This window comes from Bradyrhizobium sp. AUGA SZCCT0222 (assembly GCF_018130205.1).
Lineage (GTDB): Bacteria > Pseudomonadota > Alphaproteobacteria > Rhizobiales > Xanthobacteraceae > Bradyrhizobium.
On the sequence record NZ_JAFCLX010000072.1, the window covers coordinates 14,223 to 31,103 of the forward strand.

The 16,881-nt window shown below is 63.2% G+C and carries 25 protein-coding genes; 7 read left to right on the top strand and 18 right to left on the bottom strand.

Annotation, left to right across the window (positions count from 1 at the left end; genetic code table 11):
* Positions 1-84 precede the first annotated feature (84 nt).
* Both JQ629_RS34730 and JQ629_RS34735 read left to right on the top strand, forming a co-directional pair.
* Positions 85-873 (top strand): SDR family NAD(P)-dependent oxidoreductase, encoded by a 789-nt coding sequence (locus JQ629_RS34730; protein WP_212416445.1) that lies wholly within the window; start codon positions 85-87, stop codon positions 871-873.
* 69 nt (positions 874-942) lie between these two features.
* Positions 943-1,374, top strand: a complete 432-nt coding sequence (locus JQ629_RS34735) for a hypothetical protein (protein ID WP_249133455.1) — start codon at positions 943-945, stop codon at positions 1,372-1,374.
* 107 nt (positions 1,375-1,481) lie between these two features.
* Here JQ629_RS34735 and JQ629_RS34740 read toward each other — a convergent pair whose 3' ends face one another.
* Genes JQ629_RS34740 through JQ629_RS34750 form a run of 3 tightly spaced genes read right to left on the bottom strand, consistent with a single transcriptional unit; the run spans position 1,482 to position 2,948 of the window.
* Positions 1,482-1,898, bottom strand: coding sequence for a VOC family protein (locus tag JQ629_RS34740; RefSeq protein ID WP_212416446.1), 417 nt, complete (start codon positions 1,896-1,898; stop codon positions 1,482-1,484).
* A gap of 55 nt (positions 1,899-1,953) precedes the next feature.
* Positions 1,954-2,490, bottom strand: a complete 537-nt coding sequence (locus JQ629_RS34745; RefSeq protein ID WP_212416447.1) for an SRPBCC family protein — start codon at positions 2,488-2,490, stop codon at positions 1,954-1,956.
* A gap of 23 nt (positions 2,491-2,513) precedes the next feature.
* The gene (locus tag JQ629_RS34750; protein ID WP_212416448.1) at positions 2,514-2,948 is read right to left on the bottom strand and encodes a DoxX family protein; all 435 of its coding nucleotides are present in this window, start codon (positions 2,946-2,948) and stop codon (positions 2,514-2,516) included.
* A gap of 336 nt (positions 2,949-3,284) precedes the next feature.
* On the opposite strand from JQ629_RS34750, the gene JQ629_RS34755 reads away from it, so the two are divergent.
* The 3 genes from JQ629_RS34755 (at position 3,285) to JQ629_RS34765 (ending at position 4,384) form a co-directional block, all read left to right on the top strand.
* The gene (locus JQ629_RS34755) at positions 3,285-3,485 is read left to right on the top strand and encodes a hypothetical protein (protein ID WP_212416449.1); all 201 of its coding nucleotides are present in this window, start codon (positions 3,285-3,287) and stop codon (positions 3,483-3,485) included.
* Positions 3,486-3,579: 94 nt separating this feature from the next.
* Positions 3,580-4,005, top strand: coding sequence for a globin family protein (locus JQ629_RS34760; RefSeq protein WP_212416450.1), 426 nt, complete (start codon positions 3,580-3,582; stop codon positions 4,003-4,005).
* A gap of 82 nt (positions 4,006-4,087) precedes the next feature.
* Positions 4,088-4,384, top strand: coding sequence for a hypothetical protein (locus JQ629_RS34765; RefSeq protein ID WP_212416451.1), 297 nt, complete (start codon positions 4,088-4,090; stop codon positions 4,382-4,384).
* On the opposite strand, the gene JQ629_RS34770 is transcribed toward JQ629_RS34765, so the two are convergent.
* The 3 genes from JQ629_RS34770 to JQ629_RS34780 form a co-directional block, all read right to left on the bottom strand.
* Positions 4,385-4,612 carry a hypothetical protein gene (locus tag JQ629_RS34770; protein ID WP_212416452.1) on the bottom strand — a complete coding sequence of 76 codons (228 nt, stop codon included), beginning with the start codon at positions 4,610-4,612 and terminating at the stop codon, positions 4,385-4,387.
* 91 nt (positions 4,613-4,703) lie between these two features.
* On the bottom strand, positions 4,704-5,978 hold the full coding sequence (locus tag JQ629_RS34775; protein ID WP_212416453.1) for an RNA polymerase sigma factor: 1,275 nt from the start codon (positions 5,976-5,978) through the stop codon (positions 4,704-4,706).
* Positions 5,975-6,343 (bottom strand): YciI family protein, encoded by a 369-nt coding sequence (locus tag JQ629_RS34780; protein ID WP_212391583.1) that lies wholly within the window; start codon positions 6,341-6,343, stop codon positions 5,975-5,977. The genes JQ629_RS34775 and JQ629_RS34780 overlap by 4 nt, the downstream gene beginning before the upstream one ends.
* 328 nt (positions 6,344-6,671) lie before the next feature.
* Between JQ629_RS34780 and JQ629_RS34785 the strand changes: the two genes are divergently transcribed.
* The gene (locus tag JQ629_RS34785; protein WP_212416454.1) at positions 6,672-7,637 is read left to right on the top strand and encodes a 2-hydroxyacid dehydrogenase; all 966 of its coding nucleotides are present in this window, start codon (positions 6,672-6,674) and stop codon (positions 7,635-7,637) included.
* A gap of 129 nt (positions 7,638-7,766) precedes the next feature.
* Here the strand turns inward: JQ629_RS34785 and JQ629_RS34790 are convergent, their stop codons facing one another.
* Positions 7,767-8,477, bottom strand: coding sequence for a TetR/AcrR family transcriptional regulator (locus JQ629_RS34790; protein ID WP_212416455.1), 711 nt, complete (start codon positions 8,475-8,477; stop codon positions 7,767-7,769).
* A 118-nt stretch (positions 8,478-8,595) separates the two neighbouring features.
* Between JQ629_RS34790 and JQ629_RS34795 the strand changes: the two genes are divergently transcribed.
* Positions 8,596-9,240: a glutathione S-transferase family protein gene (locus JQ629_RS34795; RefSeq protein ID WP_212416456.1), complete on the top strand. Its 645-nt coding sequence runs from the start codon at positions 8,596-8,598 to the stop codon at positions 9,238-9,240.
* Between the two features lie 174 nt (positions 9,241-9,414).
* Here JQ629_RS34795 and JQ629_RS34800 read toward each other — a convergent pair whose 3' ends face one another.
* The 11 genes from JQ629_RS34800 to ruvC form a co-directional block, all read right to left on the bottom strand.
* A complete protein-coding gene (locus JQ629_RS34800; RefSeq protein ID WP_212416457.1) occupies positions 9,415-9,975 on the bottom strand; it encodes a TetR/AcrR family transcriptional regulator in 561 nt (186 codons plus the stop codon).
* Between the two features lie 6 nt (positions 9,976-9,981).
* Positions 9,982-10,449, bottom strand: a complete 468-nt coding sequence (locus JQ629_RS34805) for a nuclear transport factor 2 family protein (protein WP_212416458.1) — start codon at positions 10,447-10,449, stop codon at positions 9,982-9,984.
* Between the two features lie 84 nt (positions 10,450-10,533).
* Entirely contained in the window at positions 10,534-10,947 is a 414-nt protein-coding gene (tolA, locus tag JQ629_RS34810) for a cell envelope integrity protein TolA (RefSeq protein WP_212416459.1), read from the bottom strand.
* A gap of 88 nt (positions 10,948-11,035) precedes the next feature.
* On the bottom strand, positions 11,036-11,485 hold the full coding sequence (gene ybgC / locus JQ629_RS34815) for a tol-pal system-associated acyl-CoA thioesterase (RefSeq protein WP_212416460.1): 450 nt from the start codon (positions 11,483-11,485) through the stop codon (positions 11,036-11,038).
* A 78-nt stretch (positions 11,486-11,563) separates the two neighbouring features.
* Positions 11,564-12,475, bottom strand: coding sequence for a metallophosphoesterase (locus JQ629_RS34820; protein WP_212391576.1), 912 nt, complete (start codon positions 12,473-12,475; stop codon positions 11,564-11,566).
* A 91-nt stretch (positions 12,476-12,566) separates the two neighbouring features.
* The gene (locus tag JQ629_RS34825; protein WP_212416461.1) at positions 12,567-13,430 is read right to left on the bottom strand and encodes a DUF6869 domain-containing protein; all 864 of its coding nucleotides are present in this window, start codon (positions 13,428-13,430) and stop codon (positions 12,567-12,569) included.
* Positions 13,431-13,534: 104 nt separating this feature from the next.
* Positions 13,535-14,584 (bottom strand): Holliday junction branch migration DNA helicase RuvB, encoded by a 1,050-nt coding sequence (ruvB, locus tag JQ629_RS34830; RefSeq protein WP_212032928.1) that lies wholly within the window; start codon positions 14,582-14,584, stop codon positions 13,535-13,537.
* Positions 14,581-15,126, bottom strand: coding sequence for a hypothetical protein (locus tag JQ629_RS34835; protein WP_249135483.1), 546 nt, complete (start codon positions 15,124-15,126; stop codon positions 14,581-14,583). The genes ruvB and JQ629_RS34835 overlap by 4 nt, the downstream gene beginning before the upstream one ends.
* The gene (locus tag JQ629_RS34840; protein WP_212416462.1) at positions 15,123-15,440 is read right to left on the bottom strand and encodes an NIPSNAP family protein; all 318 of its coding nucleotides are present in this window, start codon (positions 15,438-15,440) and stop codon (positions 15,123-15,125) included. The genes JQ629_RS34835 and JQ629_RS34840 overlap by 4 nt, the downstream gene beginning before the upstream one ends.
* 25 nt (positions 15,441-15,465) lie before the next feature.
* On the bottom strand, positions 15,466-16,083 hold the full coding sequence (gene ruvA, locus JQ629_RS34845) for a Holliday junction branch migration protein RuvA (RefSeq protein WP_209837862.1): 618 nt from the start codon (positions 16,081-16,083) through the stop codon (positions 15,466-15,468).
* Positions 16,080-16,607, bottom strand: coding sequence for a crossover junction endodeoxyribonuclease RuvC (gene ruvC, locus JQ629_RS34850; RefSeq protein ID WP_212416463.1), 528 nt, complete (start codon positions 16,605-16,607; stop codon positions 16,080-16,082). The genes ruvA and ruvC overlap by 4 nt, the downstream gene beginning before the upstream one ends.
* Positions 16,608-16,881: the final 274 nt, after the last annotated feature.

Genomic DNA, 16,881 nt, shown 5'->3' on the forward strand with positions numbered 1-16,881 from the left:
AAGCGCGGGCTGCCGGCGGATTCGAGACACAATGAACGGCGTGGGGTATAGAGCGAAAGAATCAATCACCAGCGGACCTCATCCATGCCTCCTTCCCTATCAAAAGTCGCACTCGTCACCGGCGCCGCGCGCGGCATCGGGCTTGCGACCGCAAAACGCTTTCTCGCCGATGGCTGGCGGGTGGCGCTGCTCGACATCGAGGGCGAATTGCTGCGTGGCGCGGTCGCGGCGCTGGCCGATCCCGACAATACGCTGGCGCTGCATTGCGACGTCAGCGATGCCGGCGCGGTGGCCTCGGCGATGACAGATGTGATCGGGCGCTTTGGGCGGCTCGACGCGCTGGTCAACAATGCCGGCGTCGCTGTGTTCGCGCCGCTGCTCGAGACATCGGACGAGGACTGGAACCGGATACTCGCGGTCAATCTCACCGGGCCATTCATCTGCACCAAGGCCGCAGCCCCCCTTATGCGCGAACATGGCGGCGGCGCAGTGGTGAACATCACGTCAATCTCGGCGGTGCGCGCCTCCACGCTGCGCTCGGCCTACGGCACCAGCAAAGCGGGGCTTGCGCATTTGACAAAGCAGCTCGCGGTCGAACTGGCCTCGCTCGGCATCCGCGTCAATGCCGTCGCGCCAGGCCCGGTCGAGACCGCGATGGCAAAGGCGGTCCACACCCCGGAAATCCGCGCCGATTACCACGATGCCATTCCGCTCAATCGCTATGGCCTCGAAGAAGAACTGGCGGAAGCGGTGTTCTTCCTGTGCAGCGACCGTTCCAGCTACATCACCGGGCAGGTGCTGGCCGTCGACGGCGGTTTTGATGCCGCCGGCATCGGCTTGCCGACCTTGCGCGGGGAACGAAGGAACGGCTGACGGAGCCTTGCCGGACGCGCCAACGTTGACTAATTCAACAGCTCCGGGACGAAGGAGCCGCACATGCGAATGGCGCTCATCAAGGCAATTGCCGTTGCGGCGGCGCTGTGCGCTGCGGTTTCACCTGTTCGTGCCGAGGTGCGCATCCTCGCCAGCCCCGGCGGACAGGTCGGCCCGTTTCTCGACTTGTTCGAGCGCCTGCGCGCGTCCGGCGAGCGCGTCGTGATCGACGGGCCATGCCTGTCGGCCTGCACGCTGGTGCTGAGCACGGTGCCGAACGAGCGCATCTGCGTGACGCGCCGCGCCGTGCTCGGCTTCCACGGCGCGCGCTCGATCGACCGCCGCGGCCGGATGTATGCCGAACCGGAAGCGTCGCAGGCGGTGCTGGAAGCCTATCCGGAGCCGGTCCGTAACTGGATCAGCCGCCGCGGCGGATTGACGTCGCGGATGTTGTTGCTGCGCGGGCGCGAACTCGCCGCGATCTACCCGTCGTGCAGGTGAAGGGCTTTGTAGGGTGGGCAAAGGCGCACTCGCGCCGTGCGCACCATCTTTCATCACATAAAGAATGGTGGGCACGCTATCGCTTTGCCCACCCTACGCACCCACGGTCATGACTGCATATCTGCCGGGCAGTTGACCATCCAGGGCGTGCCGAACTTGTCGACGCACATGCCGAAACCATTGGAGAAGAAGGTCTTGGCAAACGGCATCTTCACGGTGCCGCCATCGGCCAATGCCTTGAAGCGGCGCTCGGCGTCGGCGGGATCATCGACCTGCAGCGCGACCGCAAAACCCTGCGGCTGATGGAAGTCGCCGGGAAATGCGTCGGAAGCCATCACCACTTCGCCGTCGATCGTGAAACTGGCGTGCATGATCTTCTTCTTCCATTCCACCGGGGTCGGCATGTCGGCCGGCCCACCTTCATAGAGCATCATCGCGTCAATCTTGGCGCCGAGCACTTTTTCATAATACCTCAGCGCTTCCTCGCAATTTCCGTTGAAGAACAGATAGGGATTGACCTGCATCGTTGGCTCCTTGGGTGAACAGATTTGGCGTGAACGAATTTGCGGTGAACGTGCGCTACTTCTCGGTGAGCTTTTTCAGATTGGCAAGACCAGTCTCGAAATCCCTGCCGATCATGCGGTCCAGGTTCATGAACACCTGCATCACCTTGGACAGGAACACGGCGGGCCCGGTCATCGTCCAGGTCAGATGGGTAGCATCGCCCTGCGGCAGCATTGTGAATTCGGCGGTGTTGTGGCCTTCGAACGGCTTGAAGAAATCGAGCTTGATGAGGATCCTCGAGGGCACTGACGTTTCGAGGATTTCCATGCGGCCGGACCCGACATTCTTGTTGCCGTCCCAGGCATAGACCGCGCCCTTGCCGCTCTCGGCGCCGCCATAGGTACGCTTCAGCGCGGGATCCCTGTCCTCGTAGGGCGACCAGCTGCGCCATTGGTGAAAATCGTTGATCAGCGGAAATATCCTGTCCGCCGGCGCCTTGATGCTGATGGCGCGCTGGACCTGGAACGTATCCGGCTTGGTCGCGGCTGTTATCAGCACCGCGGCGATGGCAATCGCCAGTACGACGGCGACGATGGCAATGATCTCGAGCATGTCAGGCTCCGTACGGCTGGTGATTATGATGCAAGTCGGCGGCGGAAAGGAATGAAATTGCGCAGGGCCGGATCACGCAGCCACAGCCCGCCCCATACCATCAGGCCGAGATAAAGCCCGAACAGCGTGTGGGTGAACAGCGGGCTGTCGATCCGGACATGGGATGCCATCGCGCCGCCGAGATAACCGGTCAGCAGGATGGCGCCGAGGATCGAGGTCGGCGGCACCGAATACAGCACGGTGCAGACGATGGTGATGATGCCGAGGCTGCGCGCCAGCGTTTCGCTCGAACCATAACCCATCTTGTCCATCGTTTCCGTGACGACCGGCCACGGCACCAGCTTGATGGCGCCGTCGAACAGCAGGAACACGATGACCAGGCCGGAGAGAATACGGCCGGTCCAGCGGGCGGTTTTGGCGACCGGCGCGGTTTCGGCGATCGCAGAAATGGTGGACATGGCTTTCTCCTGTCATTTGCACAATTCCAGGACGAACGAGCCTGACGCAAACAGACAGATGGGACGAACTTTTTTCAGGGGCCGTACCCCCACGCCGCACAAGCGGCGGGGGTGGGAGGCATGAATCGACAGAGCACGCGCCAACGCGGTCTCTGGCGAAGGCATCTCTGATCGAGATGGCACACATCTCGCCGGTCGATTTCATATGTGCGATCAACGGCGTGCGATTGAGATAACCGCGCGCCTGGCACGAACCTTTCATCGCGAAGGCGCGACTAACGGCTGTCAATCGAAACAGCCACCCCCGGCAAAACCTATCATTCTGGAGCACGACCAATGTCCTGCGAACAAAAGACGCTTGTCAAAACCAACCGGCTTGAAGACTCGATGTCCCACGCCATGATCGTCATCGGCGGCGGCATCGGAAATCTGGCCGCGGCAATTTATTCTGCTGTTGCATCCGGCCTGCGCGCCCTCGCCCCGCAAGCGCAGTTGAAGGAACGCCGTCTCCCGGCTGCCTACTCTCAGCAGAGTTAATCGAGGGCCGCAGCTCACGCGCGGCCTTTCACCGGCCAATGCCAATTTCATTGAAGACCAATCATTAAATAATCATTCATTGCGGAGCACGACCATGACCCCCGACCAAAAGGCGCTTGTCAAAACCACATGGAGCCTCGTGGTCCCGATAGCCGATACCGCCGCGAGCTTGTTTTACGGCCGGCTGTTCGAAATCGACCCCTCCACGCGACCCATGTTTGAGAGCACCGACATGCCGGAGCAGCGCAAGAAGCTGATGCAGGCGCTGGCAACGGTGATCGGCGGTCTCGATAATCTCGCGCCGCTGATCCCGGTGCTGGAAACGCTCGGCAAGAAACATGTCGCTTACGGCGTCCTCGACAAGCATTACGACTCAGTCGGCGCTGCATTGCTGTGGACACTCGAGCAAGGCCTGCAAACCGCGTGGACACCGCCTGTGCAGGACGCATGGATCGCGGCATACACGGCGGTTGCCGGCGTGATGCGCAATGCGGCGAAGACGGTTCCGAACGCCGCATGACCGGCGCCGCCGGTGCTTGTCGAACCTCACGCGAGGTTGGGGCGACTTAAGGTCCGTTCATCTCAAACGAGAGTGGAAGGACATGGATCCGCAATTGGAGCTTGATTCGATCCTGATCGCCCTGCGCGGCGCAAGCCTCGAGGAGCAAGCGGCGATCGGCCGGGGCGATCTGGCGTCCCTGCTTCATGTCGCGCCGCCGCAACTGGTCGACAAGATCATCAAGATGGCGCGGCGCGACAACCGGGTCAGGTGCGCGCTCGCCGCGTCACGGTATTATTGCGGCCTTGGAAAGACGATTTGCGACAAGATTGATTCCGTGGTGAGTGCGCCATTTCCGGCGGCGCTTCAGCCCAGGCGGAAACCGTCCTCCAGGCGCTAGCTATCGATCCTGCTTTCCAATTCCGTCCACGCAATCGGACCAGGCCACACAGAACAACGTGAACACGAAGATGTTCCAGCTTGGCTGGATGTCGCACCACTTCGCCACGACAGGAATGGGCAAAGCGAACAGAAGCGGCCGCGCGATCCAGCGCAGGCAGAAAAATCTCGCGCTGGCAGGCTCGCCAAAAGCGGCTTTTCGCAAAGTATCGATCATCACCAGGCCCATGCTCCACCTTTGCCGGTTAGTCGCGGGCGATTGGGCGCGGTTCAAATCCGGGAGGCCGGATGCCTGTTGCCGCGTGAAGCAGGAATCGGACCTATTTCCCCGCCTTGGCGCCGCGCGGCTTGCTGTCGCGCATCAGGCGGTCGAGGTGCATGCGGATATGGGCGGCCTCGGCCGAGGTGTTGGCCAGCGCGATGGCGCGGTCGAAGGCGACACGGGCTTCCTCGTTGCGCCCGAGCTGCATCAGGAAGGCGCCGCGCACGCCGAAGTAATGAAAGTAATTCGACAGCCGCGCCGCCAGCGGCTCGATCATGTCGAGCGCAGCCTCGGGCCCCCGCACCTTGGATACCGCGACCGAGCGATTCAGCGTCACCACGGGCGACGGCTGCATGATCTCGAGCGCGCCATACAGCAGATCGATCTGGGTCCAGTCGGTATCTTCGGGCTTTTCGGCGCGGGCATGCAGGGCTGAAATCGCCGCCTGAATCTGATAGGGCCCGCTGCGACGATGGCGCATCGCCTTGTCGATCAGCGCCAGCCCCTCGGCGATCATCTTACTATTCCACAGCGTGCGATCCTGATCGTCAAGCAGGATCACCGCGCCGTCGGCATCGAACCGCGCCGCGGCGCGCGCGTGCTGCAGCAACAACAGCGCGGTCAGCCCCATGATCTCGGGCTCGCTCTGGAACAGCCGCAGCAACAGCCGCGCCAGCCGGATCGCTTCCTCGCACAGCGGGCTGCGGATCTCGGCGGTATCGCCGCTCGCCGAATAACCCTCGTTGAAGATCAGGTAGATCATCGCGGCTACCGCAGCCAGCCGTTCGGTGCGCTCCACCGCGCCCGGGGTCTCGAACGGCACATCGGCGTCGGCGACGCGGGCTTTTGCACGGGTGATGCGCTGCTCCATCGCGGCTTCCGAAACCAGGAAGGCGCGCGCGATCTGCTTGACGGTCAAACCCGAGACGATGCGCAGCGCCAGCGCGATCTGCTGCGTCGCCGGCAGATCCGGATGGCAGCAGATGAACAGCAGCCGCAGAATGTCGTCGCGGTAGTGCGAGCCGTCGAGCCGCTCGGCGAGCTGCTCCTCGGCGTCGTCGGTATCCGAGATCGCGTGGTCGTCCTCGGGCAGCGGCTCCTGCTTGCGGCCCCGCCTGATGTCGTCGATCGCGACGTTGCGCCCGACCATGATCAGCCACGCCGCGGGGTCGCGCGGCGGGCCGTTCTGCGGCCAGCTCTTCAGCGCCCGCAGGCAGGCGTTCTGGAAAGCTTCCTCGGCGGTATCGAGATTGCGGAAATAGCGCAGCAGCGCGCCGACCGCCTGGGGACGCGCCGAGGTCAGCGCGCTATCGATCCAGGCGGTATCGGTCATTTCGGCACACTCCCCGGCGTGAACATGCCGACCGGGCGGATCTCATAGGCGCCGCCGGGATTGGCCTTGCCAAGATCGCGCGCGACGTCGAGCGCCGCGTCGAGGTTCTCGCAATCGACGACATAGAAGCCGAGCAACTGCTCCTTGGTCTCGGCATAGGGGCCGTCGATCACGACCGGCGGATCGTCCTTGCGCAAGGTGGTCGCCGACGTGGTCGGCAACAGCCGCGCCACCGGGCCGAGCCGGCCCTGCTTGGTGAGCTTGTCCTGCACGACCCGCAGTTTGGTCATGACCGCGGCGTCCTGCTCCTTGGTCCAGGAACCGGTGAAGTCTTCGTCGTGGTAGCAAAGGATGGCGTACAGCATGCGACCGGCATCTCCGTTCTCTCTTGAAGAGGCATGATCTTATCGGAAAACCGGAGCCCACTTTTCCGGATCATGCCTAGGACGAACGATTATGCCTGTAGCCGACAGGGGAGCGAAAGAAATTTTCGAGTGTTCCGCGCCCCGTCAGAGACCGACAATTGGCGCCGGCGGCGGATTGAAATGCCGGGTGGTGCATGACAGCCATGACCGCGGCCGGAATCACGGTGAATCTGGCCGTTGGTATCTCCCTTGCTTGGTGAAAGGAGGCTAGAGGAATGCTTCAATCCATCAGACGGTCACGCTGCGTGGCGATACGAAGGAAAAATCAATGAAAAAAGGTGCGCTTGCGCTGCTGGTGCGTGGCGGGACTGATAACTGGGCAGCGTCGCGGTGGATGAAGCGGTTTGGCGACGTCTGCCCGGACCGCCTCGTGGTGGAGATGCCGGATCCATCGTTCGACCCGGCCGAGGTCCATTATGCCGCGGTGTGGAAGCCGAAGCCCGGGGAGCTCGCCGCTTTCAGGAATTTGCGTATCATCTTCAATCTCGGCGCCGGCGTCGACGCACTGATGGTGGATTCTACGCTGCCCGACGTGCCGCTGGTGCGGGTCGCGGTCCCCGATTTGACCGTGCGCATGACGGAATATGTCGTGCTGCACGCGCTGATGCATCATCGGCAGGAGCTTTATTTGCGCGAAAGCCAGCGGGTGAAACGCTGGTCGCCGCAGCCGCAATGGGCGGCCGGCGCGATCACCGTCGGCATCATGGGGCTGGGCGCGCTCGGCGCCCATGCGGCCGGGGTGCTCAAGCATGTCGGCTTCAAGGTCGTCGGCTGGAGCCGGAGCCCCAAGGAAATCGCCGGCGTCCCCTGCTTTCACGGCGAACAACAACTGGATGCCTTCCTGCGCCAGACCGACATCCTGGTCAGCCTGCTGCCGCTGACGGCGGATACGCGAAACATCCTCAACCGCGCCATGTTCGAAAAACTCAACCGCAGCAGCCCGATGGGCGCGCCGGTTTTGATCAATGCGGGCCGCGGCGCCTTGCAGAACGAAGCGGACATTTTGAGCTGCCTGGAAGACGGCACGCTCGGCGGCGCCTCGCTCGACGTCTACGTGACCGAGCCATTGCCCGCCGACAGCCCGTTCTGGACCCATCCAAAGGTGGTGCTGACCCCGCACAATGCTGCCGACACCGATCCCGAGGAAATTTCGAAATACGTCGCGCGCCAGATCGAGCGCTTCGAGGCCGGCGGCGCGCTGGAGAATGTAGTGGATCGCAAGCAGGGGTATTAGTGGTCGTCGTCCCGGCGAAGGCCGGGACCCATAGCCACTAGCGATTATTGGTTTGCACGCTGATCGTTGCCTTCTTGTCAGACAACATCCGCCGCGGCGTATGGGTCCCGGCCTCCGCCGGGACGACAACTACCCCCGCGCCATCACGTCGACCGCGCCGTTGACGAGCGCCTCCAGTTCGGCGCGCGGCATCTGGGCGCGGGCGCGGATTGCGATGGTGTGGATCGTCGCCGACGCGAGATTCGCCAGCACTTGCGGATCGGCGGAGGCGGACAGTTCACCCCGTTCCTGGGCGATCTTGAACAGGCGGGCGAAGAAGCGGTCCATCTCGATGAGGCCGCTGACCACCAGGGCGCGGATGTCAGGGTCGAACACCGCTTCCGAGGTCGCGGTCATCACCGTGAAGCAGCCGCGCGGGCCGCCTTCGCCCGACAGATACATGTCGAGCGCGATGCCATAGATCCGAAGCAGCATCGGCCGCAGCGGCATGTCGGCCGCGAAGGCTTCGCTCATCCGCGCGCGGGCGCGGTTGCGATAGCTCTCATAGGTCTTCTTGTAGAGTTCGCGCTTGTCGCCGAACGCGCCATAGAGGCTCGGCCGGTTCATGCCGGTGGCGGCGCTGAGATCGTCGAGCGAGGTCGCGGCAAATCCGTCCTTCCAGAACACATCGAGCGCGCGGGACAGCGCCACGTCGGGCTCATAGGCGCGCGGCCGGCCGCGGCGTTTTGGTGGGGCGCCGCCGGCCGGGGGCTGCGGCTTCGCAGGCTGAGGCTTTGCGGGCTTCCGCGATGCAGCCTCGGGCCGGGCGCGCGGTGGCGGCGGACTTCTTTTTTGTACCATCTTGCAAATAATCCTTGACGCTTATTTATACGAAGCGGTACATAAATCAAGCTCAGCCGTCGCGACCGTCTGAACCCGAGCGTGAAACCCCAGAAGTGAACCACAGGGAGATTCGACCATGGACCTTTATTTCTCGCCCCTCGCCTGCTCGATGGCAACCAGGATCGCGCTGTATGAGGCCGGCAGCCATGCCAACTTCATCGAGGTCGACCCCAAGACCAAGCGCGTGTTGAAGGACGATTCGGATTTCTACGCGGTCAATCCGCTCGGCCTCGTGCCCGTGGTGCGGACCGACGACGGCGTGACGCTGACCGAGAACGCCGCGATCCTGCAGCACGTCGCCGAGCGCTTGTCCGATTCCAATATCGGCGCCAGACCGGGCATCGAACGCTCGAAGCTGCAGCAATGGCTGTGCTTCATCGGCACCGAACTGCACAAGGGCCTGTTCACGCCGCTGCTCGGCAAGACCGTGCCGGCGGAGGTCAAGGCCTATACGCTGGAGCGGTATCTATCGCGCCTCGGCTACCTCAACAAATATCTCGAGGGGCGTGAATTCGTGCTCGACCATTTCAGCGTGGCGGACGCCTATCTCACCACCGTGCTGAACTGGAGCATCGCAACCCCGATGATCGACTTTTCGAAATATCCAGCCGTGAAGGACTATCTCGAGCGGATGAAGAAGCGGCCGAGCGTGGCGAAAGCGCTGGCGGAAGAGTTCGATCTCTACAAGGCCGAGATCGCGCGCCACAAGGCGGCGGCGTAATTCAGTTGTCGCCCCGGCGAACGCCGGGGCCCATACTCCGCGGCGGTCGTGATTTAAGGCGGTCGTCGACCACCGCGGCTAAATAGGTGGGCCGCGGCGTATGGGTCCCCCGATGTGCAATTGCACATCTGAGCTCAAGGCCGGGACGACGCAGTTGAGAGACCGGCGCCAATCTCACTTCGCCAGCAAACGCGCCTTCATATCCACCATCGCCTGCCCGAACACTTTGGTATCGTCGAGCGCCCGCGCCAGCACCAGCGCGCCCTGAATGGTCAGCAGCGCATCGGCGGATCGTCGCCGCGCAACGCTTGTGCTCAGCCCGGCGCGCCGCAGCGTTTGCGCCAGCGCATCGTTCCAGCGGCTGAAATAATCCTGCACCTGCGAGCTGAAAATATCCCGCGATGCCCCGAGCGCAATCACGCCGACCAGGCAGACGCGGTGGCCCGAGCGGAAATAGCGATCGACACAAGCGGTCATGTCGGCAATCGCAAGCGCGGGATCATCGGACTTGCGCAGGGCCGCGAAGATATTGACCTCGAACCAGTGATCGATCTCGGCCAAGACTTCCGCGGCCATCTGCGCTTTGCCGTCGGGGAAGAAATGATAGAGGCTGCCCTTCCCCAAACCCGTGGCCTTGCCGATCAGCGCCAGCGTCGCGCCTTCATAGCCGTGGCTGCGGAACACCTCCGAAATCAGCGGCAACAGATCGGCGCGTTCGGAAACGGTTTTGGCCATAGCCAGCTAGAACGGGCTCTCGCTCAAGCCCGCGACATCCGCCGGACGCGGTCCAGGCGCGGCCCAGTGAAAGCGGCGATCTTTCTCGGCAATCTCGACATCGTTGATGCTGGCCTCGCGCCGGCGCATCAGGCCATGCTCGTCGAACTCCCACTGCTCGTTGCCGTAGGAGCGGTGCCACTGCCCGGCAGCGTCATGCCATTCATACTGGAAGCGCACCGCGATGCGGTTGGCATCGAAGGCCCAGAGATCCTTGATCAGGCGGTATTCGTGCTCCCTCGTCCATTTGCGGGTGAGGAATTCAACGATCGCATCGCGGCCCTGAAAAAATTCGGCGCGGTTACGCCAGCGGCTGTCCTCGGTATAGGCCAGCGAGACGCGCACGGGATCGCGCGAATTCCAGGCGTCCTCCGCCATGCGGGCTTTCTGGGCTGCGGTTTCGCGGGTGAACGGCGGCAATGGCGGGCGCGACATTTTCAACTCCGGTTCCTGAACGGAGCCGGACAATGTACCGATCGGTATAGTGCGTCAAGATGGCCAGATCAACCGGATCGGCCGTCAACAGCCTTTGCAGATCGAAGGAAGACGGTAGAACAAGTCGTCCTTGGCTTTCCTGTTCCTTTCGGAAAACACCGGCGCGAAGAGCTTCCACTCGTCATAATATTCAATTGGCAATTTATATGGCTGGCACGCATTGAGGGCTCTAACGGCGCTCGCTTGATACGCTCTGTCGTAGTCTGAAGTGGCGGGCTTCTCTACCACAGGCTGCTCTGCCAGCATGCCATCTCGTGTCAGGCTGATCTTGAGGGCGGTCTGGACAGTCGCGTCACCATCAACAGGCTTCGCCCAACACTTCGACACTTGGGAGACAAACATCGGACCCCAGACCGCAGCATGATCGGCTTTGCGTTCTGCCGCCGAGGCTGAACCAGCAACCGATGCTAATGCGATGCCAATGAAAACGATCTTCAAGGTCCGCAATCTGGACTGATTTGCAGGTTCAACTGGCATGGTATAGGCCCGATCGTTGTGGCGATATCACCATAGCGAGATGGCAGAGTCACTCCAGATCGGCCTTCAGCAGCAGCCGCAGCGATTTCGGGATCGGCTGGGCCCTGCCCTCGCAGATGAACGCGACGCGCACCTTGGCCGTGACCAGCGCTTCCGCACCACGCCGCACTTCCTGCGCCAGCGTGATCGAGGCGCCCTTCACCGCGATCGGCCAGGTCACCACGTCGAGCAGATCGTCCATCCGAGCCGGGCGCAGGAAGTCGATCTCCATCGAGCGCACCACGAAGGCAAAGCCCGGCGTCTCAGCCTGCGCCTGCTCGAACAGCGCCTGCTGATCGGCACCCATCAGCCGCAGATGGTTGGTGCGGCCGCGCTCCATGAAGCGCAGATAATTGGCGTGATAGACGATGCCGGAGAAATCCGTGTCCTCGTAATAGACGCGGACCTGCATGTGATGGCGGCCGTCGCGGACCGCGCCGTCGATGTGGGGTAAAGTCAATTGCAGCCCTCGATCGCCTGGAAAGCCATCGTTTTGCGCAAAATCCGCCTGCCGCGCAAGCGTAACGCCTGCGGCGGATTACGCCACGACCGCACCCTGCCCGCCCAGCGTCACCAGCACGATCTCCGGGGGAACGCCGATGCGGAACGGCATGATGCTGCAGCCGAGGCCACCGGAGACGACGATGTCGTGCTTCATGCGGATGTGGCCATAAGCGAGCCGTTGACCAGACGGTGCGACTGGCGACCAGCCCAGCAAACGCACCTGACCGCCATGGGTATGACCGGAGAGCTGCAGTGACACCCGCGACGGCACGCGCTTGGCGATGTCGGGCTCATGCGCCAGCAGAATGACCGGCGCGTCATCGGTGACCTTCGCCAGCGTGGCGCCGAGATCGTCGACGCCGACCCGCCGCACCGGGCGGAAACGGCGTGCCGGGAAATAGGCCAGTTGATCGCCAAGGCCAGCCAGCCAGAACGGCCGCCCGTCCTTGGTGAGGCGCCTGGCGTCATTGTCGTAAACCGGAATGCCTGACGCCTCCAGCGCGCGGCGGGCGAAGGTGTGCCCCTTGCCTTCGCGCTGCACTTCCTTGTCATCCCACCAATCATGATTGCCGAGAATGGCGTGCACGCCGAGCGGGGCCTTCAGCCCGGCCAGCACCGGCGCCCATTCATCGGCCGGGATGAAGCGCGTCACCTTGCGGTGCCCGGCCACGTAGTCGCCGAGCATGACGATGACGTCGGCCTTCAGTGCGTTGGTTCGTTCAACGATCCCCTGGATGCGGTCGAGCGACATCCAGGGATCGCAGGCGTGCAGGTCGGTGATGACGGCGATCTTGAGCTTGAGATCGGTGGGCCATTGCGGCGGCGCAAGGTTGTATCGCGTGACGCGAAGCTGCAGCGCGGGTTCGGAGAACCCGTAGGCCGTGGTCGTGACGCCGAGGGCGCCCAATCCACCAAAGAATCGAAAGAAATGTCGGCGTGAAATCATGGCTGGTCAATCGTGATGCATCGCAAACATGGGCGGGTATTGAGCCGGAATTGGGGTGCGTTTGTGCAGATCGTCAGCAGTCGCATTAAGGTTACCACCTGTTCTCCCCGACCAGCGCGTCGAGCCGGGCCCTCAATTCGTCGGAGGCGCGGTAGTACCAGACGCCGCCCAAGAGATCTCGAAAACGATCGCTGGCCTGCGCCTCGCGCTCGATGCGGTCGATGGTTTCCATGCTGATGACATCCTCGAGCGGACCGGCGGCGAGCAGCGAAAGCAGCGCCGGATTGGTCTCGATCTCGAGGATCGCGACGATCAGATCAATAGCCCTGTCCGGATCCTCACCACGCAATTCGCTCTCATAATCCATCATCGCAAAGAAATTGTCATCGCGGTCGCAGTCGGATTTCGAATGTTGTTCGACCCAGGCGCGAGCCAGCTCCGGCAGCGTCATGGCTTCGCAATCGAGCGGCTGTTTTGGGGTCCGTCGCGCGATGTCGTCGGCCTTCCAGCCCTTGAGGTCGGCGATCGCCTGGATGCGTTGCCTCAACGGCTTGTTTGGACCGAGCAGAACGCCGCCGAGCAGCCAGCGCAGCCGGGCGTTATTCTTCGCCTCGGCCTCGATCCGGTCGATCACGCTTTCGCCGTGGGCATACATCAGCGACATCATGAACTTTTCATTGAGCTGCATCACGGTCGGTTTGTCGGATTCACTGCGCAACACTTCAAGCGCAAGATCGAGCGCGCGATCCGGCTTGCGGTGCGGCAGATGATCGAAATAGAGCTTGGCCGCCCAGGCGCCGGAAGTCTGGTCGCGCTTGCTCAGCCGCTGCAGCACAGCCCACAATGAGGCCAGTTCGTCGACAGGCATCGCGTTGAGGACGTCGGAATCGTCGGGCGCGCCCAGTTCCGGCGCTGCGACAATGGCCAGCACCTTGGCGTCTTCGGTCGATTTCATCTGGCACTCCACGGCAAAAACAGCCGGTCCCGCGCCGAGGCGCGTCGCCGACTTGCTGATATTTACCGTTAGTGCGTGATTAGGCCGATTCGGTTCGATAGCGTTCAGTCATCGCTGTCACCGCCGCCGAACAAGCCGAACTGCGCCGGATCGCGGGCGGGTTCGGCGAGGCCGAGATGCTTGAAGGCGTGCGAGGTCAACAGCCGGCCGCGCGGGGTGCGCTGCAGATAGCCACACTGGATCAGGAACGGCTCGATGATGTCCTCGATCGCATCGCGCGGCTCCGACAGCGCCGCCGCCATGGTTTCCACGCCGACCGGACCGCCGCCATAGTTCAGCGCGATGGTCGAAAGATATCGCCGGTCCATCGCATCGAGGCCGGCGGCATCGACTTCCAGCGCGCTCAGCGCGTGGTCGGCGATGGCGCGGTCGACAGAGCTGGCATCCGCGGCGGACGCAAAATCCCGCACCCGGCGCAGCAGCCGACCGGCGATGCGCGGCGTGCCGCGGGCGCGGCGCGCGATCTCGTTGGCGCCGTCAGGCGTCATGCCGATGTTGAGCACACGGGCGCCGCGGGTGACGATCTTCTCCAGCTCTTCCACGGTGTAGAAATTCAGCCGCACCGGAATGCCGAAGCGGTCGCGCAGCGGATTGGTGAGCAGGCCCGCGCGCGTCGTGGCGCCGACGAGGGTGAATTTCGCCAGCTCGATTTTTACGGATCGCGCTGCCGGCCCCTCGCCGATGATGAGATCGAGCTGAAAATCCTCCATCGCAGGATAGAGCACTTCCTCGACCGCCGGGCTGAGGCGATGGATTTCGTCGATGAACAGGACGTCGCGCTCTTCGAGATTGGTCAGCAGCGCTGCGAGGTCGCCGGCCTTGGCGATCACAGGTCCGGAGGTCGCGCGAAAGCCGACGCCAAGTTCACGCGCCACGATCTGCGCCAGCGTGGTCTTGCCGAGGCCGGGAGGACCGACGAACAGCACGTGATCCAGCGCCTCGCCGCGCTTGCGCGCCGCCTCGATGAAGATCGAAAGATTTTTCCGCGCCTGCGCCTGGCCGACGAACTCGGACAGCAATTGCGGGCGCAGCGCGGTGTCGCCGACATCGTCGCTGCGGCGTTCGGGGGTGACGATGCGGGAGGGTGTGTTCATGCGGCAATTCTAGCACGGTGCAGGGGTTTCGCGAGCCACCAGCACAGGCTGGCCGGAATGACGGCCAGCACGGCAAGGATCGCTGACAGCGTCAGCGCCTGTCGCGCAGACCGGACGTCCGGCAAAATCACGGCCGATGATTCCGAGGGCACCAAAAATATGCCGAACACGACGAAACCGGCGACGGCAATGGCCGCGGCGAGCCACGCCATCCAGATCATGTTGATGCCGCCATAGACCGCAGCCAGCGCGAATATCAGGCCGGCCGCGACCGATGGCAGGAACGCGGCGAGCATCGTCGCAAGTGCAAGCAGCACGATCGCGACAGAGACGATGGTGCGCAGCGCTTCGAGTTCGAGAAGCGCGAGAAACATCTGCAGCAGCGCGGTTCCGAACCCGACCACGATCAGCGAAATCAGCGCCGCAATCGTCAGCGGTCCTGCAATCGAGAAAATCAGGACGATGCCGATCGCGCGCGCGAAACGCCCGGCAACGGCGCCTGCCGAATAGTCGCGCGTGACGTTGCGGGAGGGCGTGTTCATGCGGCCGTTTTCGGAAACAATGGCCGGAAAAACGACCGTTCATAACGGATGAAGCAGCGCGTCCGTTTTGCAAAGGCGACGGCCTTCTGGCAGTCGGGATCGGTGCTGGCATCCTTGCGATACTGTTCGTAGGCCGCGAGGCTCGGAAAGCTGAACATCGCCAGGGCGACGTCGCTCTCGCCTTCGGATGGCAGAAAGTAGCCGTGATGGACGCCGCCGAACCGCGGCAGCAGCTCAAGCCACATCGCGCCGTACGCCTCGAAGTCGGCGAGCTTGTCCGGATCGAGCTGGTAACGCAGATAACACGTAATCATTTTGTGATGCTCCAGCGCAGTTCGCTCACTTCGCGAGTTCCTTCAGCCCCAACCGGATCAGCTGCGCCGTTTCCGCATTCTCGCCGGCGCTGCGCGAGGCGGATGCGATGGCGGCGGCCGCCTGCGGCTGGCCGTAGCCGAGATTGACCAGCGCCGAGATCGCATCGGTGACCGGGCGCGGCGCGCGATCATTGTCGATGGCGCCGGAAAGATGCACCAGCGCCGGATCGACGTTTGCAAAGGCCGGCGCCTTGTCCTTCAATTCGGTGACAATGCGTTCGGCGACTTTCGGCCCGACGCCCGGCGTGCGCGTCACCGCGGCCTTGTCGCGTAGCGCGATCGCGTTGGCGAGTTCAGCCGGCGGCAAGGTCGAGAGCACCGCCAGCGCGACCTTGGCGCCGACGCCCTGCACGGTCTGCAGCAAACGAAACCATTCGCGCTCGATGTCACCGCGAAAACCGAACAGCTTGATCTGGTCTTCGCGCACATAGGTCTCGATCGAGAGCACCGCGGCCTCGCCGGGCGCGGGCAGCGCCTGCAGCGTACGCGACGAGCAATGCACCTGATAGCCGACGCCGCCGACGTCGAGGATCACGTAGTCCTCGCCGTAGGAGTCGATCAGGCCTTTCAGTTTGCCGATCATAAGCCTGCCACCTTCAGCCGCAGCGCCGTGCCGGCGCGGTGATGCGCGTGCGTGATCGCGATCGCCAGCGCGTCGGCGGCGTCGGCGGATTTCGGCTCGGCCTTCGGCAGCAGGATCTTGAGCATGACAGCGATCTGGTTCTTGTCGGCATGACCGGCGCCGACCACGGTCTTCTTGACCTGGTTGGGCGCGTATTCGGCAACCGATATGCCGAACATCGCCGGCGCCAGCATGGCGACGCCGCGCGCCTGCCCGAGTTTTAGCGTCGCGACGCCGTCCTTGTTGACAAAGGTCTGTTCGACCGCAGCCTCCATGGGGCTGTAGTCGCCGAGCACGGCGGCGAGGCCTTCATGGATCGCGAGCAGCCGGCTCGCCAGCGGCTGATCATCCGGCGGCTCTACCGAGCCGCAGCCGATGAAGACCAGCCGGTTGCCCTCCGTCTCGATCACGCCCCAGCCGGTACGGCGCAGGCCGGGGTCGATGCCGATAATCCGGACGGGTTGGCGAATCGGAGGAGATGTCATGGCCTGTGATAACGCCAGAGCACCGTGAACGAAACATAAAGAGAACAGTCATCCCCGCGAAAGCGATGGGACGTGCCCCGGATGCTGGCGCCCCCGTCACCGCTCCATCGCCGTCCCTGCGAACGCAGGGACCCATAACCACCAGCTTTTATTGGGCAAAAGGTCTTTGCCGCCGTGCCCCATAGAAAGATCACGCGGTATGGGTCCCCTAAGTTCACAAACGAAGTGCAACACTTCCAACTGGAGGTGTTGCCATGGGGCGGAGTTACGAGCA